This window comes from Pantoea sp. CCBC3-3-1 (genome assembly GCF_007981265.1).
GTDB lineage: Bacteria > Pseudomonadota > Gammaproteobacteria > Enterobacterales > Enterobacteriaceae > Erwinia.
In genome coordinates this window covers 162,421-181,464 of the sequence record NZ_CP034363.1, presented here as the reverse complement: position 1 = coordinate 181,464, position 19,044 = coordinate 162,421, and the positions used below count along the sequence as shown (strand labels likewise).

The 19,044-nt window shown below is 50.2% G+C and carries 17 protein-coding genes and 1 pseudogene; 12 read left to right on the top strand and 6 right to left on the bottom strand.

Features of this window, described 5'->3' with window-relative positions; translation table 11 throughout:
* Window position 1: 1 nt before the first annotated feature.
* Genes EHV07_RS00675 through EHV07_RS00665 form a run of 3 tightly spaced genes read left to right on the top strand, consistent with a single transcriptional unit; the run spans window position 2 to window position 3,542 of the window.
* Window positions 2-1,333, top strand: coding sequence for a GlcNAc-transferase family protein (locus EHV07_RS00675; protein WP_147193891.1), 1,332 nt, complete (start codon window positions 2-4; stop codon window positions 1,331-1,333).
* Window positions 1,330-3,054, top strand: coding sequence for an OmpA family protein (locus EHV07_RS00670; RefSeq protein WP_168199575.1), 1,725 nt, complete (start codon window positions 1,330-1,332; stop codon window positions 3,052-3,054). Before EHV07_RS00675 ends, EHV07_RS00670 begins: the two co-directional genes overlap by 4 nt.
* Window positions 3,051-3,542: a DcrB-related protein gene (locus tag EHV07_RS00665; RefSeq protein ID WP_147193885.1), complete on the top strand. Its 492-nt coding sequence runs from the start codon at window positions 3,051-3,053 to the stop codon at window positions 3,540-3,542. Before EHV07_RS00670 ends, EHV07_RS00665 begins: the two co-directional genes overlap by 4 nt.
* A 59-nt stretch (window positions 3,543-3,601) precedes the next feature.
* Here the strand turns inward: EHV07_RS00665 and EHV07_RS00660 are convergent, their stop codons facing one another.
* Entirely contained in the window at window positions 3,602-4,198 is a 597-nt protein-coding gene (locus EHV07_RS00660; protein WP_254446288.1) for a helix-turn-helix transcriptional regulator, read from the bottom strand.
* A 476-nt stretch (window positions 4,199-4,674) separates the two neighbouring features.
* Here EHV07_RS00660 and EHV07_RS00655 point away from each other — a divergent pair, with 476 nt between their 5' ends.
* From EHV07_RS00655 to EHV07_RS00645, 3 genes are all read left to right on the top strand, one after another.
* On the top strand, window positions 4,675-6,777 hold the full coding sequence (locus EHV07_RS00655; protein WP_147193883.1) for a TonB-dependent siderophore receptor: 2,103 nt from the start codon (window positions 4,675-4,677) through the stop codon (window positions 6,775-6,777).
* Between the two features lie 11 nt (window positions 6,778-6,788).
* Window positions 6,789-7,805 (top strand): ABC transporter substrate-binding protein, encoded by a 1,017-nt coding sequence (locus EHV07_RS00650; RefSeq protein WP_147193880.1) that lies wholly within the window; start codon window positions 6,789-6,791, stop codon window positions 7,803-7,805.
* Between the two features lie 68 nt (window positions 7,806-7,873).
* A complete protein-coding gene (locus tag EHV07_RS00645) occupies window positions 7,874-8,119 on the top strand; it encodes a hypothetical protein (RefSeq protein ID WP_147193878.1) in 246 nt (81 codons plus the stop codon).
* 2 nt (window positions 8,120-8,121) lie between these two features.
* On the opposite strand, the gene EHV07_RS00640 is transcribed toward EHV07_RS00645, so the two are convergent.
* A complete protein-coding gene (locus EHV07_RS00640; RefSeq protein WP_147193877.1) occupies window positions 8,122-9,147 on the bottom strand; it encodes an alpha/beta fold hydrolase in 1,026 nt (341 codons plus the stop codon).
* A gap of 394 nt (window positions 9,148-9,541) precedes the next feature.
* On the bottom strand, window positions 9,542-10,555 hold the full coding sequence (adhP, locus tag EHV07_RS00635) for an alcohol dehydrogenase AdhP (protein ID WP_147193875.1): 1,014 nt from the start codon (window positions 10,553-10,555) through the stop codon (window positions 9,542-9,544).
* Between the two features lie 305 nt (window positions 10,556-10,860).
* Here adhP and EHV07_RS00630 point away from each other — a divergent pair, with 305 nt between their 5' ends.
* From EHV07_RS00630 to EHV07_RS00605, 6 genes are all read left to right on the top strand, one after another.
* Window positions 10,861-12,465: an MFS transporter gene (locus tag EHV07_RS00630; protein ID WP_371419707.1), complete on the top strand. Its 1,605-nt coding sequence runs from the start codon at window positions 10,861-10,863 to the stop codon at window positions 12,463-12,465.
* Window positions 12,466-12,495: 30 nt separating this feature from the next.
* Complete coding sequence (locus EHV07_RS00625) at window positions 12,496-13,635, top strand: glycoside hydrolase family 105 protein (protein WP_147193870.1); 1,140 nt, start codon at window positions 12,496-12,498, stop codon at window positions 13,633-13,635.
* Window positions 13,636-13,648: 13 nt separating this feature from the next.
* A complete protein-coding gene (gene kduD / locus EHV07_RS00620) occupies window positions 13,649-14,410 on the top strand; it encodes a 2-dehydro-3-deoxy-D-gluconate 5-dehydrogenase KduD (RefSeq protein WP_147193868.1) in 762 nt (253 codons plus the stop codon).
* Between the two features lie 45 nt (window positions 14,411-14,455).
* Window positions 14,456-15,097 (top strand): RpiB/LacA/LacB family sugar-phosphate isomerase, encoded by a 642-nt coding sequence (locus EHV07_RS00615; RefSeq protein ID WP_147193866.1) that lies wholly within the window; start codon window positions 14,456-14,458, stop codon window positions 15,095-15,097.
* 283 nt (window positions 15,098-15,380) lie between these two features.
* Entirely contained in the window at window positions 15,381-15,833 is a 453-nt protein-coding gene (locus EHV07_RS00610) for an SgcJ/EcaC family oxidoreductase (RefSeq protein WP_147193865.1), read from the top strand.
* A gap of 315 nt (window positions 15,834-16,148) precedes the next feature.
* On the top strand, window positions 16,149-16,496 hold the full coding sequence (locus EHV07_RS00605; protein ID WP_147193863.1) for a hypothetical protein: 348 nt from the start codon (window positions 16,149-16,151) through the stop codon (window positions 16,494-16,496).
* Between the two features lie 215 nt (window positions 16,497-16,711).
* Here the strand turns inward: EHV07_RS00605 and azuC are convergent, their stop codons facing one another.
* From azuC to aguA, 3 genes and pseudogenes are all read right to left on the bottom strand, one after another.
* Window positions 16,712-16,789 carry a stress response protein AzuC gene (azuC, locus tag EHV07_RS25100; RefSeq protein ID WP_147200483.1) on the bottom strand — a complete coding sequence of 26 codons (78 nt, stop codon included), beginning with the start codon at window positions 16,787-16,789 and terminating at the stop codon, window positions 16,712-16,714.
* 262 nt (window positions 16,790-17,051) lie between these two features.
* Entirely contained in the window at window positions 17,052-17,621 is a 570-nt protein-coding gene (gene mntP, locus EHV07_RS00595) for a manganese efflux pump MntP (protein ID WP_147193861.1), read from the bottom strand.
* A 338-nt stretch (window positions 17,622-17,959) separates the two neighbouring features.
* Window positions 17,960-19,042 (bottom strand): annotated as a pseudogene (gene aguA, locus EHV07_RS00590) (agmatine deiminase).
* Window positions 19,043-19,044 lie beyond the last annotated feature (2 nt).

Sequence of the window (19,044 nt, the reverse complement as noted above, 5' to 3'; positions counted from 1 at the left end):
AATGAATGCTCAACCTGGAATCTTCGTCAGTATTGCCAGCTATCGCGACGCAGAGTTGCTACCCACGCTGCACAACATGTTGGAAAAAGCATCGGGCCTGTCGGCGCTGAACATCACGGTCTGCTGGCAGGATGACGGGGATATTTCATTGTTTCAGCAGGCAGGTTTTACGCTTTGTGAAAAGACAAAATCTGGCGAACACGATCTTTTTATCTTTGCGCATCAGGGCAATCGGCTGCAAATACTCTGCATTGATTATTTTCTTAGCGAAGGTGCCTGTTGGGCAAGAAGCCTGTGTGAAAAGCTTTACCAGCAGGAAGATTACTGCCTGCAAATCGATTCTCACTGCCGTTTTATCGATGGCTGGGACATTGAAATGATTTCCCTGCTGCAGCAGATGAAGCAGCACAGCGCAAAGCCGATCATTTCTTCTTATCCACCGGGCTATCAACCCGGAAAAGAAGACGAGAAAGCAGAATACGTCAGCAGGCTGGTATTACGCGGTTTTTCTTCAGAAAAAATCCTGCAACTCACCTCGGTAGATTTTCAAAGTAACGCACCCGTGCGCGGCAGCTATCTGGCGGGCGGCTTTATTTTTGCCGAAGCCCGGTTTTTGCGTGAGGTACCTAACGATCCGCTGATTTTCTTTGAGGGTGAGGAGATTGCAATGGCCGTGCGTGCATTTACTCACGGCTACGACATCTGGCATCCCCATAAGATTCTGCTCTGGCATTTTTATGGTCGGGAAAACCATGCGCGGATTTGGAGCGATCATAACGATGAGGCGGAAAAAGCCGGTTCGATCTCCTGCGTATGGTGGGAAAGAGATCGCCTGTCGAAAAAACGAGTGAAGGTATTACTCGGCATAGAAAAGGAAGCGTGTGATCCAGGCCACTGGGGCCTGGGGAATGAGCGAAGCCTCGGCGAATTTGAGTACGCGGCCGGTATCAGTTTCCAGCACTGCATCGCGCTGCCGGAAGTGATGGGTAAGGATCGCATAGCCTGGTTTCCCGGGCCGCCGAAAGAAGGCTGGCAGAGCAGGCTCACGGCAACCAGTAACAAAACGGTGACGATTGCGAGACAGGAACTGGGCTGCGATTTTGATGAGCTGGCCTGGTTGCATGTCGGCATTTACAGCAGTAATAACGATCTTTTGCAGAAAAAGACGCTGTTTCAGGCGGAAATCGATCGCGCTCTGGCACTTGAGGGTGGTGAAGAAATGAGTGTCACCCTCAGCTTTACGACTTCATTCACTTTGCAACCTTGGGTGATCCGTATCAGTCCTTATCTGCATAGCGCAGGATGGGGCAACGTGGTGGAGAGAAGCTGGTGAAAAGCGAAACGCTGTTTAATCGCATAGTTTGCGTCGACACTTTACTCACTTTTGATGGGGTGATCCCTTCCCTCGCGGGGTTGCAACTCAGGCTGGTGCAGCTTATTGAAACGTTCAGTAAAGCCCTGCTCGCTGAGGAAGGTGAAGAGGCGCAGATTGACGAATTATGTCAAATTCTCTGCTGTTATCTTGACCAGCATATCAGTCACTGCCTTGCCGTTCACGAAACTGACTGGCAGCGCTATCTTCTTGATCGCCATTTTTACGGTTACGATCGGGCGACAGCACCGCTAAGCGAACAATTTGAAAACCTGCTCACCAGCAGCAAGGGCAAGATTTTCAATTATGCTCATCGCTTACTTATTCTCATTCCTCACGGCCTGATCGATGACATAAAAATAGAAAAGCTACGCATACGCTATGCCGTCGCACCGGCTGCGAAGCAGATGCTGCCGGCCGTCACTAATGTCATTATTATTGGCCCCTGGGCGAAAAAATGGTTTCCGAATCCACAAACAGCGGAGAAGATCTGCTGGAAAGTAGCAGCGGAAAAAGACGAACTGGCGAAATGTCTGGAGCAGTTGCGCAGTAGTGATAATGCCGCAGAAATCGTTACCTTTTTCCCCATCTTGCCGGATGGCGAAGAAAACGAGGCGCTGATCCTGTCGCAGATAGCCAGGTGGCGCTTCATTGCGCAAAAAGGTGAGAAACTGCCCTGTATCCTCGGCTTATATGCTCGTCTGAGCCAGGATCGTGCTGATGGCCACACCGAACAAAGCAGATGGACGCAGGCCCGTGGAGCCGATCCGGAAAAAGCTTTTAGCCGTTTAACGTCCATACTTGGGCAGCAATGCCATCAAAATGTTCACGCGCTGCATCGCTATGTTATGACAGATATGTTGCTCTGCTGGCTTTGGGAGTCGGGGATCGTGCGCTCGCTGGAATCGCTTTTTTCCACCTCCTCATTAACGCTGGATATAGTATTGCTTGCCGATTACAGCGATGGGTTTACGCGTCACGGTGCCTGGGCAAACTGGATAGGCGATAAATTTCACCTCTATCCGGGCCTTTCACGTACGTTAACAATGCCTCCGTTACCTGCTTTTCAGGCGCAGCCCTCTCCTGCGGTGCCAGTACCCCTGCCAACGCCGCTCCCCGCACTGACACGTTTGCCTGCACCTCCCTTCATTCCTGTATCCAGCCCCCAGGCGGCAGAAAAAAAGAGGCCACGAGGTTGCCTGGCCCTGGTCTGGTTGTTAACTGTCGCAATAGTCGTAGCGGGCTGGTTTTTAAGCCAGCACAGGGAGTTCAGGTACAGACTGGAGATGACGGCCGGGCAGGTGCCCCCACATCAGGCTCGTGGCACCGTAACCGTATTTACTCAGGGTAGCGCAGTGCTCTTGCCAGAAAATGATAAAGCGTTAAGCGAACTATTGCCGGTGGTGATGAAGGGACAAAGTCGCTTTTTGATCGTGGGCCATTCCGATAACACTGGCAGCTACCGATTAAATCAGACAATTTCAGAGAAAAGAGCAGAGGCGGTACGCGACTGGCTGGTAAATCATACGCACCTTCCCGCCAGCCGATTTATTATTAAAGGTGAAGGCGACACCAATCCTGTTGCCAGCAATGACACCGCCGAAGGACAACGGCAAAACAGGCGAGTGGAACTGATTCCGCTGGCTGACCATCATTTCATCGAAACGAGTAAGGGACTATGAGCAACGATAAAAAAACCTATCTTATTTACGAAGGGAGTTTTTTGACTCCCGATCCCGCTTACGATCAAAGCATCAATATCCTGCGTTTCCGCGATCCGGATGAAAAAGAATACTCTATTTTGGTTAACCGCGCGTTTATGACCGCAGGACAAACGCTGGAAGAGTTTGGTAAAGCCCAGATGAATTTCCTGGAAAATACGCTACCGGGCTACCATAACGAAGGAGAAATGTTAAAAAACACCTTGGGACCGGCCAAATTGCCTGTGATACAAATAGCAAATCGTTTCTACCAGGGTGGGCATCTTGTTAAGCAGGTGCAATCTTTTGTTGCGCTCCCTTATCATCCTGTTATCAATCCCGCAAGAGTAAACCTCATTATATTCACGCTTGCGGTGCAGGACGAATTTAATGAGTTTCAACGCAAGCATTATGTACAGGTAATCAATAGTTTTAACCCGGAAACGCTTCCAGCCGACGAAAAAATGTAGCATCGGTTATTTTTACAGATAAGGCCCGCGCATCGGCTACATTTACGGGCCTTTTGCCGCTACAGGCAAATAATACTCCAGTTTTTACTTCCGCTGTTGGCAATGAAAGAGGCGCAGCGATAGAATTCGATGCGGTTGACCATACCCAGTTTCCTGCTGGCATTACGGTAATGCGTGTTAATTGTTTTTTCCGAACGATTAAGCATTTTTGAGATAAGTTCTGTATTGTGGCCTTCCCCGATTAACAGCATAACTTTACTTTCAGTTGTTGAAAGCTGCATAAAATCCTTCAGCCCAATACTCTTATATTTCTCTCGCGCGGCACTGCCTGAGTGGTCCATGCTGGCGATAAGCAGGAGCTTTTTTATTTTACCCATAATCCCCTGTAAATTATCATCATGGCAGGAAAAAGGAATATGCAATGTCATATTATTGCTGGCGGACATTTCAGATGGCCACAGGCATTCTTTTTTCTTCATCCGGACACTAGCCAGACAGCCTCTGAAAATAATATTCGCATCATTTGACGCAACATATTTTCTCGACATAACAAAATTAATGCGTTTTTTTATTAAACCGCCATTGACTTCAAAAATGAGCGATTCAAGCCCCTTCATAAAATAAACATCATCGCTAACAATAAGAATTTTAAGCATACACGTCATCCTTGACATAAAAGACTGGTGAAGTAGAGTTTTTTAAGAAACACCTATTTCAATAATCTTTTTTAATTAACCAAAAAAATTAGATTAAGCATAAATAAAACCATCCATTGAATCACTCCGCTGGCAATACAGACTTATGCTTACGGAAAGCTTTCTCCGGCAGTCATTGGAAGAGTCATAAAGTAATTAATAAGAAAAAAGTTGGTGTTAATAATGTAACATCCCCCCTGTATAAAACCCTTCAACTATGACAAAGAGTATACCTGCTTTGTCAGAAATTAAAATTGCCTCAAAATATTTCATTTCGCCTGAGGAAAGGCGAAAAAACGCGAGTCATTTATTCATCAACTTCAGTTTTGCGCTATATACCAAAATTTATAACGATGTGCTAACCTTTGCGCGCGCTGTACGGCAATCATCATCGCGGTGGCGCTTTCATTCCCCGTTTCTGCAAGGCATAACAAAAAATGACAGTGGCATATAAAACCTTTTTGCCTGGCGTAGTGCTGGTCATGGCACAGCAAGTTTCAGCAGGCCAGGAAAAAACATTAACCGTGGAGGCTCCCTCTGCGAATGCCGAGGCAGCCGCGGTGGATAAACAGGCGACGCTCGGCAATCTGGGCAAGCAGGAAATCCGCAACACGCCCTGGTCCGTACAGGTGGTTTCACCCAGCCTGATGAAGCGTCAACAGCTTAAAAGCATCAGCGACATTTACCGCTATATGCCCTCGGTACAGGGTGATGGCGCCCGACCTCAGACGCGGGGTATGCAAGGCAGCGTTGTCCAAAACTCAATGATCGATGGGCTTAACGTCGTTTCCACCACCGATTATGCCGCCGAACAGTTCGACCATATCGAAGTCCTCAATGGCCTGGGCGGCTCGCTGTACGGCCCGGCCAATCCGGCAGGCCTGTTTAACTTTGTCGCCAAACGGCCAACGGATATTGCTCAACACAGCCTGACGTTTGGCGCAGGTACCGGCCTTAGCCATCTGGTTGCCGGGGACTTCAGTGGCCCGTTAGATGATAACGATCGCCTGCGTTATCGCGCCAATTTCCTTGATGATGAAGGTAGCGGCTATGTCAGCGGCAGTAAAAAGCGTCGTCAGCTGGCAAGCCTGGCGCTGGATATCACCCTCACGGATAAAACCGTGCTGGAAACCAATTTTAGCTATTACCATTTTTATGATAAAGGCCTGCCCGGAAAATTTGCGTTGGGCAGTGGACTCTCTTTCCCGGCAGCGCCAAATCCAAAAACCGCGCACCTCGGTCAGGCCTATGCCGGTGATGATAACCATACGCTGACCGCAGGCTTACATCTGAAACATGATTTTGACGGCAACTGGCAGGGCGAAATAGGTGTACTACGCCAGATTGCAGATCGGGAATCGACCGCGGTCACCAACACCTTCACCGACCGTGACGGACAGTATAAAACGACCACCTCTTCCGCAACTGCCAGCCGTTTTACCATTAACAGCTATATGGCGAATCTGAACGGAGAAGTCGATACCGGCTGGCTGCATCATCAGGTTTCTACCGGGATCCGCGGCTTCGTCTGGAAAAATTACAATCCGTTAAATGGCGCAACGTCGACGCTGGGCAGCGCTTCGCTCGACAATCCTCAATCTTATGCCGAGCCGGATTATCCGGATTTCACCCATCGCTATCATTCGGCAAGCGCCACCCAACAGGCCCTGTTGCTCAGCGATACGCTCACCTTTTCGCCGCAATGGAGCCTGCTGCTGGCTGGAAGTGAAAGCTTTCTGACGTCCGCTAATTATGCAAAAACAGGCAGCCGTACCAGTGACTCCAGCGACCAGGGCTTTAGCGGTTCTGCCAGCCTGATGTATAAGCCCGTTGACCCGCTCACGCTGTATGTCACTTATGCCGACAGCCTGCAACAGGGTGATACCGCACCCACCGGCGCCAACAACGCAGGTGCGATTCTGTCGCCTTATCGCAGCAAGCAGGTGGAAGTGGGCAGCAAGCTGGCGGTAGATAAAGTCCTGCTGACCGCTGCGCTATTTCAAATTGACCGGCCTTTCGCCTACACCACAGCCAGCGGCGACTATGCCGTCGACGGCAACCAGCGCAACCGCGGGCTGGAGCTGATGGCGGATGGCGACGTCACGGCTAATTTGCATCTGTATGGCGGCATGACCTGGCTCGATCCCCGTCTGCGCGATACCGCCAGCGCCAGCACTCAGGACAAGCAAATCGTTGGCCTGGCCCGCTATACCGCCAGTCTGTTTGCCGCTTACGATCTGCCGTTTATGAGTGGGACAGACGTGCATGGCGGTATGCACTATGTTGGCCGTCGCAGTACGGATAACGCCAACGACAGCTGGACAGGCAGCTATGCTACTTTTGATCTCGGCAGCAGTTATCAGACCCGGCTGTTTAATACTGACACCACCTTCCGCGTGGATATGACCAACCTGACCAATCGCCATTACTGGACCAATATTGTGCCTGGCGGCCTGAATGGTTACAGCGGCGCCGGCTATGCCAGCGCACAGCTGGGCGAACCTCGCATGGTGCAAGTCTCTATGCAGCTGAATTTTTGATGAGGTTAACCATGAAGACATGTCTGATGCTGCCGTTACTGGCAGCATTGAGTTTCGGTATCAGCCTGACTGCCTCCGCCCGCGTCGTCACTGACGATGCGGGCAATCAGGTCAAGGTGCCGCAGGAAGCCAAACGTATCGCCGACGGCTGGTACGCCCATCATTCCTTGTTAATGACGCTTGGCGCAGGCGACCGCATTGTTGCAACCGTGAACCATGCCAGCGATCGGCCCTGGATGTTTAAGATCCAGCCTTCGCTCAATCAGGCGCTGAGCGTCCATGGTCGCAGCTTCAACAGCGAAGCGCTGCTGGCACAGAAGGTGGATACGGTTTTTGTCGCGGCAGAAGATGGCGACGCAGCCGCCTACCGTCGCGCCGGATTACCTACGCTCGTCATGCGCTTTGATGATTTTCCTTCCATGAAACGTTCATTGTTGACCACCGCTGAAGTCGTCGGAACCGATCGGGCTCGTCAGCGGGCAAGTGACTATAATGCTTACCTTGACCAAAAAATTGCGGCCATAGCAGCAAAAACGGCCACGCTGAGTGACAGTCAACGCCCACGCGTACTGCATATTGAGTCGCTGCATCCGCTCAAAGTTGACGGCCGCAATACGTTGATCGATACCTGGATTAAGCTGGCAGGTGGCCGGAATGCTGCCGCAGAAGTTGACGGAAATATGAAGGAAACGTCGCCAGAAAACGTGTTGTACTGGCAGCCGGATATTATCATTATTGGCGCCGGTGCCGGAACGCTTGCCAGCTCCGACTACGCTACGCTGTTCAGCAGCCTGAAAGCCGTTAAAACCCATCAGGTATGGCAGAACCCAGCCGGGGTGTTTCCCTGGGATCGTTATGGCACAGAGGCTGCGCTGCAAATTCAGTGGGCGGCAAAAAAACTGCATCCTGAACTTTTTCCAACGCTGAACATGGTGCAAACCACGCAGGATTTTTATCAGCGCTTTTTTAATTATTCATTAACCAGGGATGACGCGGAGCGAATATTACAGGCAAAAGGCCCGCAATAACTGTTGCTATACTTCATTAATAACCTGTGTCTCACAGAAACTCTTGTTCTCAGGAAAGTGAGAAAAAAATGAAACTTCTTGTCTTGTTCTTCCTGTCCTTACTGAGCTTTCCCGGCGCATTATTTGCCCAGTCGTGGGAGCCCACCGCGAAACCGGCGCTGGGTTTGGTCACGCCTGTTGTTGCACAGTGCAATAGCAGTCAGTGTCAGCAAAACTGCTATGTGCAAAAAAGCCAGTGTGACCGCAACGATAACAGTGGCTGTAGTGCGAAGACGCAGGCCTGTCTCCAGGCCTGCACGGCACAGTGCCAGTAGTTTCAGTGCTGACTTAGCGCATCAACCAGCGCCTGGTTGAACCTTACCGGATCTTCCATTTGTGGGGCATGGCCCATCCCTGCGAACTCAATGAGCGTTGAGTGAGGGATCATTTTGGCGACCTGTTTACCTAACGCGTTGTAATGACCAATTTGGGCTTTAACCTCGGGCGGAGCAATATCGCTACCGATAGCCGTGGTATCCGCCGAGCCGATCATCAGCGTTGTCGGCATGGTCAGATCTTTAAACTCGTACCAGACCGGCTGGGTAAAAATCATGTCGTAAAGCAGCGCCGAGTTCCACGCCACCACCTTTTTGCCCGGGCCGTTGTTCAGCCCGGCCAGCATATTTACCCAGCGATCGTATTCTGGCTTCCACTGTCCGGCATAGTAAGTTTTTTGCTCATACTTTTTGATGCTCTCTGCGGAGGTTTTTAGCTCCCGCTGATACCAGTCATCCACGCTGCGCCATGGAACACCTTTTGCTTTCCAGTCTTCGAGACCTATCGGGTTCACTAACACCAGTTGTTCCACCTGCTGCGGATACATCAGCGCATAACGCGTTGCCAGCATACCGCCCGTCGAGTGGCCCACCAGCGTAATCTTATCAAGATGCAGGCTGTTCAACAGCTGGTGCGTATTCAACGCCAACTGCTGGAAACTATACTGATAGTGCGTGGGCTTGGTTGACGTGCAAAAGCCGATTTGGTCCGGCGCAATAACCCGATATCCCTGATGACTTAAAACCTCGATCGAATCCTGCCAGGTGACGCCGCAGAAATTTTTACCGTGCATCATCACCACGGTGCGGCCATTGGCTTTCCCCTGCGGTTTTACATCAATATACCCCATCGACAACGCTTCACTTTGCGACTTGAAACTATATTTTTCAACAGGATAGGGAAAGCTGAAACCTTGCAACTCCGGGCCATATTGCGGCGTAGCGCCAACTGCAACCGCACTGCACAAAGCCAGCGCGCCTGTTGATAACAGCAAACGAAAAGTCTTTAACACACGATTAATCCTCATCAGGATTCTGAACCGTTCAGAAAAAAGAAAGTGAGCTTAAACAGCCTTTAACCTTAGCGGAAAAAACGCTAAATGACCGTTTCTGGCGGCGTCAAAAATAACAGGCCCTGTCTTTTGTTAACAAAAAGAGCTTTGCCGTGTGGCGAACTGCCGCTTTCAGAGTAAAGTTAATTTGTTACTGCGTGTTAAAAGGAAATGATCATGCGAGGAAATACAGGTTGGTTGGTTTCGTTGTTGTGGTTAAGCCTTTGTTGCCTTCTGGAGCCTGAGGCACCGGCACGATCCAGCTTTTTTATGCAGGCCTGAAGCTTGCCTGTAGGATGCAAAAGACTGTTGCAGCTACAGGCAAGCACTCACCGGTTCCCCAGGGTGACAAAAGAGCGGCGATTAACGCTTAATTCTTCGTAAAATCAATCACCATACGGCCTTTGATTTTCCCTTCAATCATCTCGGTAAAAATCGTATTGATATCTTCAAGAGGGCGTTTCGTCACTTTAGGAACGACTTTTCCCTCTGCGGCGAACTGGAACGCTTCGGCCAGATCTTCACGTGTCCCCACCAGCGATCCCACAACCTGAATACCGTCCAGCACCAGACGAGGAATATTCAGACTCATAGATTCAGGCGGTAAACCTACAGCAACAATACGACCGCCAGCACGCATCGCGTCAACCGCAGAGTTAAAGGCTGCTTTGGCTACCGCCGTGACAACCGCGGCATGCGCCCCACCGGTTTTTTCCTGAATAACCTTTGCGGCGTCTTCTTTCGCAGAATTCACCACTAAATCGGCACCCATTTCTTTCGCAAACTGTAGCTGAGCGTCGTTAACATCGATGGCGATCACCTTGGCGTTAAACACGTTTTTAGCATACTGCAACGCCAGATTACCTAAGCCGCCCAGCCCATAAATCGCAATCCATTTTCCAGGCTGTATACCCGACACCTTGACCGCTTTATAAGTGGTGACGCCGGCGCAGGTTACGCTACTGGCGGCGGCGGAATCCAGCCCATCCGGCACCTTCACCGCATAATCAGCCACCACAATGCATTCTTCAGCCATGCCGCCATCGGCGGTAAACCCGGCATTGAGCACGTCACGGCACAGCGTCTCATTCCCTGTAGTGCAATATTCGCAGTGCCCACAGCCTTTATAAAACCACGCCACGCTGGCACGATCGCCCACTTTAAGCGACGTCACACCAGGTCCCACTTGTTTTACAACACCGACACCTTCATGGCCCAGTATCACACCGGTTCGATCGCCAAAATCACCGTTTTTAACATGCAGGTCGGTATGACACACCCCACAGCAATCCATTTTTAGCAATGCTTCGCCGTGTTCCAACGCACGCAGGTTCTTTTCTACTACATCTACGGAATGATCTTTATTAACCACTGCAGCTTTCATAGTCCTTTCCTTCTGGAGGTTGATGGCTTACTTACTATAGAAGCATTCTCATTTGTAGTTTTGATTTAGCTCGCGGTTACCCACTTTTGTGCGCTACCTCACTCGCAGAAAAGCGAGCCAGAACTGATTCAATAAAAATGAAACAGCATTTTATTAAATTGGTGAACTCAGCACTCTTTATCTTCTACTTATCGCCATTTCTCAGATCCGGTTGGCAAAATCGCAAAGGTTTTCTGGTCGCCATGAATCTAACGTACACCCATCTCCCGACATACAGCCGGGCTTTGCATATTGGCTTATCAGGAATGGACACTATGACGATACGTAAACCAGGAACGCTTAATTATCTCGCCTATGGATCAGGGGATTTTCTTGGTGCGGGCACAATGGCCCTGACTTCGGCCTGGCTTCTCTATTTTTATACGACTTTTTGCGGCCTTAGCCCGATAGAAGCCACATCAATTTTTGCTCTGGCCCGCGTGGTCGACGGCGTCGCCAGCCCGCTGATGGGCTATCTGACCGACCATTTTGGCTCCACCTGGCTGGGTAAACGCTTTGGCCGACGTAAATTCTTTATCCTTACCGGTATTCCGTTGGTCTTTACTTACAGCCTGATGTGGCTGGGCGATATGACCTACATCTACTACCTGCTGACATATCTGGTGTTTGAGGTGGTCTATACCTCCATTCTGGTACCTTACGAAACGCTGGTGCCGGAAATGACCGATGACTTCAAAGAGAAAACCAAATTCTCCGGTGCTCGCATCGCGCTGGCCCAGCTTTCTGCCATCCTTGCGGCCTTCTTACCCGGCATTTTATTAAGTTACTTTGGCAAAAATAATCCGCTCTCTTTCTTTTATTCCAGCCTCGTCTTCTCGGTCCTGTGCGCAATAGTCCTGACGTTGGTCTATTTCTTTACCTGGGAACGTCCTGCCGAGAAAAAATCTGCCGCTGCACTGGAAGCCGAGCAGCAGAAGCTGACGTTGGGACAAAGTCTGAGACGACTGGGAGTTGAGCTCACTTCAACACTGCGTATCCGTATTTTCCGTCAGCATATCGGTATGTATCTGGGTGGATATATCGCACAGGATGTCTTTAACGCGGTCTTCACTTATTACGTGGTGTTTGTGCTGATGCAGGAGGCGACCGTAGCCTCAAACCTGATGGGCACGATGGCCATTCTGCAATTTGTTGCCGTTATTGGCATGATCCCGCTCTGTATTCGTATCGGGCCTGCCCCTTCTTATCGCATCGTCGTCGTGTTGTTTGGCCTGAGCACACTGTCTTACGGCGTACTTTATTACAGCGGGATGAGCGATGTTTTCTCACTGCTGCTGCTGATTTCAGCCGTTGCAGGTCTGGGCCGTGGCGGTATTAATTATGTCCCATGGAATATCTATACCTACATCGCTGACGTTGATGAAGTTATTACCGGCCAGCGCCGTGAAGGTATTTTTGCCGGGATCATGACGCTGACACGTAAAGCCTCACAGGCGGGAGCGGTCATGCTGGTTGGGATTCTGATGCAGCTCTCCGGCTTTGTCGCAGGTAAAACCGAGCAGGCTCCAGGCGTCAGCCACGCCATTCTGCTGATTCTCTGCGGCGGTACGCTGGTCATGCTGCTGATGGGCTTTTTAATCTCCCTTCGCTTCCGGCTGAACCTCAAAACGCATCAGATTCTGCGAGAAGAAACGGAAAAAATGCGTGCGGCAGGTAATGTCGTGCCGGACAACATCACTCCTCAGGCAAGAGCCACCGTCGAAATGCTATCGGGCATGCCTTATGAATCGCTGTGGGGAAATAACAATATTGGTTATCTGAACCGTAATAAGCCCGCGGTAAGTCCGCTTTCCAGCCGGGCCGTCGAAGCGGGAATGGATAACCCAGACGATCGCTTAACACATTTATAGTCAACTTCAGATCCACGAGGACAGGTAATTATGGTCGTATACCCAGTAAAACATAGCCCGCTTCTGTGCCAGCCAGAACGGTTTATCTCCAGCAATGAGCTCCATCAGCTGATTAACAAGCTGGTGGATAATCTGGTGAATATAACCGACGAAACCGGCGAGTTTTTGCTGCGGCTGGATGATGGCAGAGTCATTGATACGAAAGGTTGGGCAGGATGGGAATGGACGCACGGTATTGGCCTGTACGGCATTCACCACTACTACCAACAAACGGGTGACGACAGACTGCGCGCCATTATTGATAACTGGTTCCGCGACCGTTTTGCTGAAGGGTCAACGACCCGCAACGTCAACACGGTTTGCCCTTTTTTGACGCTGGCCTACCGTTATGAAGAAACCCGCGATCCGCGCTGGCTGCCCTATCTGGAAAGCTGGGCAGACTGGATCATGCATGCCATGCCGCGTACCGATATGGCGGGTTTGCAGCACATCACGCTGGCGGAAGAGAATCATCAGCAGCTGTGGGACGACACGCTAATGATGACCGTACTGCCGTTAGCGAAGATCGGCAAGCTGTTAAACCGCCAGGATTATATAGAAGAGGCCAAGTATCAGTTCCTGCTGCATATTCAGCATCTGATGGATAAGGAAACCGGGCTGTGGTTCCACGGTTGGACGTTCGATGGCCACCATAATTTTGCCAATGCTCGCTGGGCGCGAGGCAACAGCTGGCTGACCATTGTTATTCCGGAATTCGTCGAGCTGCTTGAACTGCCTGAAAAGGATGCAACCCGACGCTTTTTACAACAGGTACTGTCTCGCCAGCTGGCCGCACTGGAAAAATGCCAGGATGAAAGCGGTCTGTGGCACACGCTGCTTGATGACCCGAACTCCTATCTTGAAGCCTCTGCGACGGCTGGCTTTGCCTTCGGCATGTTAAAAGCCGCACGACGTCACTGCGCCGATCCCCGCTATATCGCCGTAGCGGAAAAGGCGATTAAAGGACTGATTTCCAAGATTAATTCTGAAGGTGAACTGACCCAGGTTTCCTTTGGGACAGGCATGGGTAAAGACCTCGATTTCTACCGCCAGATTCCACTCACCTCAATGCCTTATGGCCAGGCGATGGCGATCCTGTGTCTGGTGGAATACCTGCACGTCTATCTGTAAATGAGGAAACCGCATGATCCTGAATGATTTTTCTCTACATGGAAAGGTGGCGATCGTCACCGGATGTAATACCGGCTTAGGGAAAAGCATGGCAACCGGCCTGGCACAGGCTGGCTGCGACATTGTGGCGATTAATCGCAGCGAGCCGCACGATACTGCTGCTCAAGTCACCGCGATGGGGCGACGCTTTCTCAGTCTGAAAGCCGACCTCACGCGGCAGGACGAATTGCCATCGCTAGTGGAACGTGCGGTTGAGGAGATGGGAAGCATTGATATCCTGGTCAACAATGCCGGCCTTATCAGACGTGATGAGGCGTTAAGCTTCAGCGAGCAGGATTGGGATGACGTAATGAACGTTAACGTCAAAACGCTGTTCTTTTTATCGCAGCTGGCGGCGCGCCAGTTTATTAAACAGGGGCGCGGCGGCAAAATTATCAATATTGCCTCAATGCTCTCTTTCCAGGGCGGTGTCCGCGTACCCTCTTATACCGCCTCCAAAAGTGCGGTAATGGGGCTGACTCGCCAGCTGGCAAACGAATGGGCCAAACACCGTATTAACGTCAATGCATTGGCTCCTGGCTATATGACCACTAACAACACCGAGCAGCTGCGTCAGGATGAAGACCGCAGTGCGGAGATCCTGGCGCGTATCCCTGCCGGGCGCTGGGGACGCCCTGAAGATTTAATGGGGCCGGTCGTTTTTCTTGCTTCACCGGCTTCCGATTATATCAACGGTTATACCCTCGCCGTAGACGGCGGCTGGCTCGCGCGTTAATAGCGCGCTTCTCATTAACAAAACAGGCTGAATGCAGGAGAAAACATGAATATTGCACTGATGATGGAAAATAGCCAGGCGGGCAAAAATGCGCTGGTATTACAGCAGCTACAGGCAGTAGCGAGCGAAAACAAAGATGCCGTATACAACGTTGGCATGAGCGATGAACAGGATCATCACCTGACCTACATTCATCTTGGGATCATGGCCAGCATTCTATTAAATGCAAAAGCCGTTGATTTTGTTGTTACTGGCTGCGGAACCGGTCAGGGAGCGTTAATGTCACTGAATATTCACCCTGGCGTAGTTTGCGGCTATTGCATCGATCCGGCAGACGCTTTTCTGTTCGCACAGATCAATAACGGCAACGCGCTTTCACTGCCCTTCGCCAAAGGCTTTGGCTGGGGTGCCGAACTGAACGTCCGCTATATATTTGAGAAGGCGTTTACCGGGCGCAAAGGCGAAGGTTATCCCGTCGAGCGCAAAGAGCCTCAGGTTCGCAACGCTGGCATCCTGAACCAGGTGAAAAGCGCGGTAATAAAAGATAATTATTTGGATACGCTGCGCGCTATCGATCCGGAACTGGTCAAAACGGCCGTTGGTGGTAAACGCTTCCAGCAGTGTTTGTTTGAACAGGGTAAAGATGCCGAAATCATTGCCTGGGTAAAACAGCTCCTTCAGCACTGATAAATCCTGTGCCGTTTTCGGTCGCATAACCGATTACGGCATTTTTTCAGAAAAAACCCTTGTAGAAAACCTCCTAAAAAAACCAACAACTCATATTTATTTTTAATATAAATAAAACATCCAGTCTAAATTTAAATTACGGCCCTCCCCAAAAAAACAAATCAATAACGCCAATAATATTTATTAATGTAAAAACAGGCTGGCTAAGCCCAATATTTAATGCCCATTTAATTATATTTGTTATCTTAATCACCATTACGGATATGAATAAACGGAGAAAAAAATGAAAGCAGGGCTAATTGGTTTGATGATTGCGGGCGTGCTTAGCAGCACCGTTGCTTTTGCTCAGGACAGCACATCATGCGTTAAAATGAACGAATCAGAAGTTGCCGCAATGTTTGATCGCTGGAACGACTCCTTGCAAACTGGCGATGCCAAAACCGTTTCTGAAAATTATTTAAGTGATGCTGTTTTATTACCCACACTGTCAGATAAAGCTCGCCTGACGGACGCAGAACGTATTGATTACTTTGAAAAGTTTCTGGCAAAAAAACCTGTTGGTAAAATCGACAGCCGCACTATTCGTCTTGGATGCAATAAGGCGATTGATACGGGTCATTATACCTTCACCTTTGGTGATGGCAGCCAGGCAGCCGCCCGCTATACCTTCACTTATAGCTGGAACGGTGAAAAATGGCTGATTTCTACCCACCACTCTTCGGCGCTGCCGCAGTAAGTCACCATTTAATACCGTTACGATTTACGCTTTGAAAGCGCTGATTATTCGCTATCCCAGTAATCGCTATCTGCCTCATTTTGAGGAAATTCGGGCCGGCAAGGATTAGGTTATTCGGCCCGAATAATTTTTGGACAGCGCCCCGCTATAAGTCACTATCCCTGTTGTTAAAGTCCGTAAAATGTTGTCCTGCAATCCATTCAGCCATGCCCGGCGGGTTTCCTGCACGACGTTAATCATTGTTGCTGGTGCCGACAGATCGTTATCCGCTATCCTTACGCAGTACCCAATGAAATTTTTCAATAAGGAGCAAACATGAAGAAAGTTATGCTGCTGCTCGCTGCACTGACGGTAACTGGCGCGACTCATGCCGCGGAGTCTGATGCGGACGATCCGGCACAGGGCTATATTGCCAATCTCTGCACGCTCGTCACTCAGGAAAAATCCGCCGAGTCGGCTGACAGCTATATCGCTAAACTGAAAGCGCTTGCCGCTCGAGGGCAGTCACCTTCTGCTCAAGAAAAATCAGAATTCGATGAAGATGAAGCCAGAACCGTCGTTGCGGCATGGATGAATCTTGGGGCGGAACAGAAACAGCAGGCACGGCAAAACCCGGAAGCGTGCCAGAGCGCTACGCTGGATGAGTATCAAAGCCAGGATTAATTTTTGCGTGGCCGGGCGTCAGGCAGGCAGTTCCGGCCACCCACTTTATTCGTTTTAGCGCAGATTTTTCGACAGTGAGAGAAAAGGCTGCCCCCCGTTGATACGGCGGCGGTTTTTCGGAAGTTTATAAAAATAATCAGGAAATAAGGGCGGGAAAAGTGATAACCATCGGTCTGTCCCTGACCGCGGCTATCGAGGGTTTCTGGCCAGCGCCATTAATACATAGCGCCTGGCGGTACATGTTTAAACGTTTCGACGTAACAACTAAACACGTAGTTAAAAAATCTTTTCATTGTGGATCCCAGTTCAAATTCTGTTAATAAATAGCAAAAAAATTATACAACACGACCGTTTTTCAGGCAACAAAATTTGAAGTGGATCACAAAATCAGCATAAGTATGCAAAGAAAAACCTAAACGAATGTTAAACAGAAATGCAAATTTGCGCGATTTGTAAAAGAAAATGAAGGAATAAGGCTGAGAGGTGAAATAGCAAAAAAAATGCCAGTCTGCTGATTTGCAGCAGAAAATCAGCGGTGATGTTCTGCTGGATCCGTCAGGAGAGCAGGCCCAGATGATCGACGAGGATGCTGGTGCCAATGCCAATCAGCACCACGCCACCGAAAATTTCCGCCCACTTGCCCATCACCGGCCCAAGGAAGCGACCGAGCAAAATACCCACCGACGCCATTACCATAGTGGACGCGCCGATAGCCAATGCTGTCGTGATGATATTGACCTGCAGGAATGCCAGACCAACACCCACCGCCATCGCGTCCAGGCTGGTTGCTACCGCCGTTGTCGCTAACAGCCAAAAGCCGTGGCGATTTGGCGCCTCTTCAATAGCCTCTTTTTTTCGAAAACCTTCCACAATCATCCGTGCGCCAAGCACAAACAGCAGTGTAAAAGCGACCCAATGATCCCATGCCATCACATACCGACTGGCAGCAATCCCTACAGCCCAACCAATCAGTGGCGTCAGCGCTTCGATTACGCCGAAAATTAATCCGGTGCGAAGTGCTTCTTTGACGCTGGGACGATGCAGGCAGGCACCTTTGCCAATCGCTGCTGCGAACGCGTCCATCGACATGCCAAAAGCCAGAATAAGGGTTGCGTATAGGTTCATTGTAGTTATACCGGTTTGACGGTGAACACACCGCTCAAACGTTAAAAGAACAGTTCTCGCACAAAAAATAAGCGCAAGAGGCTTAATAAGGAACGCATCCTAGCATGGGATCATTGATAAAAAAAGACAGTAAAATCAGGGATTTGAGTATAGCCTTGGCTATACTTTTTAACGAATGCTAAATTCCAGCATAAAAAAAGATCAAAAAGGCTAAAAGAATTACTACGTTAGACGGCTCATCCCTGAAGGGAGTGGGGGTTTATAACAGGTAAAGAAGGCTGCGCTGTGCCTGACATTGCCACTGTAACAAGTCAGGCAGCTTCGCTGTAACTCAAATGTTATGCCGGTATCTGTTGTGTAATACAGTGAATGTTCCCTCCGCCGAGAAGAATTTCCCGTGCAGGCACGCCAGTGACAAGATGATCCGGATAGATCTCCCTGAACAGCGCCTCAACTTTCTGATCTGTCTGTGGGTCCAGTAACGGAAAGATGATTTGCCCGTTGCTGATCAGATAATTGACATAAGAACCGGCCAGCCGGTCACCCGCCTGACGTTTTGCTGCCGTTCCTTGCACCAACCCGCGGGTTTCCTCATCGGTAGCTTAAAGCGGATCTGGTGCGGGTATTTTCCATATTTTCAGCGAACGTCCCCGGGCATCCGTTGCCGCTTCCAGCACCTTTAAAGCCGCAACTGAGCGGGTATATTGTGGGTCATGCCGATCCTCAGTCCAGTGCAAAGCCACTTCTCCCGGTCGAATAAAACAGCATATATTATCAATATGGCCATTCGTCTCGTCGTTGAACACCCCTTCCGGCAGCCAGATAATCGCTTCTACTCCCAAATAATCCCGCAGTGCCTGCTCAATCTCAGACTGCGTCAGCTGCGGATTACGATTCCGATGAAGCAGACACTCAGCCGTGGTAAGTAACGTTCCCTCTCCATCGGTATGGACCGATCCCCCTTCAAGCACCAGATCGGCGTTATAGCAGGGGAGCATGTGATAACCCGCAACCTGCCCGGCAATGGCCTGATCGCGCTCCCAGCTGGCGTATAATCCCCCCTGCTTCCCACCCCAGGCATTAAACGTCCAGCTCACCGCTCGGCGTTCACCCTGCTGGTTCACGACAATTGTTGGGCCGGTATCCCGCATCCAGGCATCATCACTTTCCATTTCAACAAGCGTTACCAAAGGAGAGACAGCCTGGCGCGCACGAACCATTTCAGAAGCCGGAACGGCCATAAAAACCGATGTTGTTCGGGCAATAGCAGCGGCGACAGAGGCAAATGCCTGCTGTGCGGGCCGTGCAGATGACCGCCAGTTATCCTGACGATAAGGCCAGATCATCCAAACCGCCTGCTGTGGAGCCCATTCCGCAGGCATGGCAAATCCATCACGATAAGGGCGAGTAAAAGAGGACATCG

Bases quoted from the DNA above. Each gene is read 5' to 3' on its own strand.
- EHV07_RS00675 (WP_147193891.1), top strand. From the start codon at position 2: ATGAATGCTCAACCTGGAATCTTCGTCAGTATTGCCAGCTATCGCGAC.
- mntP (WP_147193861.1), bottom strand. From the start codon at position 17,621: ATGAACCTATACGCAACCCTTATTCTGGCTTTTGGCATGTCGATGGAC.
- EHV07_RS00645 (WP_147193878.1), top strand. From the start codon at position 7,874: ATGAAACTTCTTGTCTTGTTCTTCCTGTCCTTACTGAGCTTTCCCGGC.
- EHV07_RS00610 (WP_147193865.1), top strand. From the start codon at position 15,381: ATGAAAGCAGGGCTAATTGGTTTGATGATTGCGGGCGTGCTTAGCAGC.
- EHV07_RS00660 (WP_254446288.1), bottom strand. From the start codon at position 4,198: ATGCTTAAAATTCTTATTGTTAGCGATGATGTTTATTTTATGAAGGGG.
- EHV07_RS00655 (WP_147193883.1), top strand. From the start codon at position 4,675: ATGACAGTGGCATATAAAACCTTTTTGCCTGGCGTAGTGCTGGTCATG.
- EHV07_RS00615 (WP_147193866.1), top strand. From the start codon at position 14,456: ATGAATATTGCACTGATGATGGAAAATAGCCAGGCGGGCAAAAATGCG.
- EHV07_RS00640 (WP_147193877.1), bottom strand. From the start codon at position 9,147: ATGAGGATTAATCGTGTGTTAAAGACTTTTCGTTTGCTGTTATCAACA.
- EHV07_RS00630 (WP_371419707.1), top strand. From the start codon at position 10,861: ATGGACACTATGACGATACGTAAACCAGGAACGCTTAATTATCTCGCC.
- adhP (WP_147193875.1), bottom strand. From the start codon at position 10,555: ATGAAAGCTGCAGTGGTTAATAAAGATCATTCCGTAGATGTAGTAGAA.
- kduD (WP_147193868.1), top strand. From the start codon at position 13,649: ATGATCCTGAATGATTTTTCTCTACATGGAAAGGTGGCGATCGTCACC.
- EHV07_RS00605 (WP_147193863.1), top strand. From the start codon at position 16,149: ATGAAGAAAGTTATGCTGCTGCTCGCTGCACTGACGGTAACTGGCGCG.
- EHV07_RS00665 (WP_147193885.1), top strand. From the start codon at position 3,051: ATGAGCAACGATAAAAAAACCTATCTTATTTACGAAGGGAGTTTTTTG.
- azuC (WP_147200483.1), bottom strand. From the start codon at position 16,789: ATGAAAAGATTTTTTAACTACGTGTTTAGTTGTTACGTCGAAACGTTT.
- EHV07_RS00625 (WP_147193870.1), top strand. From the start codon at position 12,496: ATGGTCGTATACCCAGTAAAACATAGCCCGCTTCTGTGCCAGCCAGAA.
- EHV07_RS00650 (WP_147193880.1), top strand. From the start codon at position 6,789: ATGAAGACATGTCTGATGCTGCCGTTACTGGCAGCATTGAGTTTCGGT.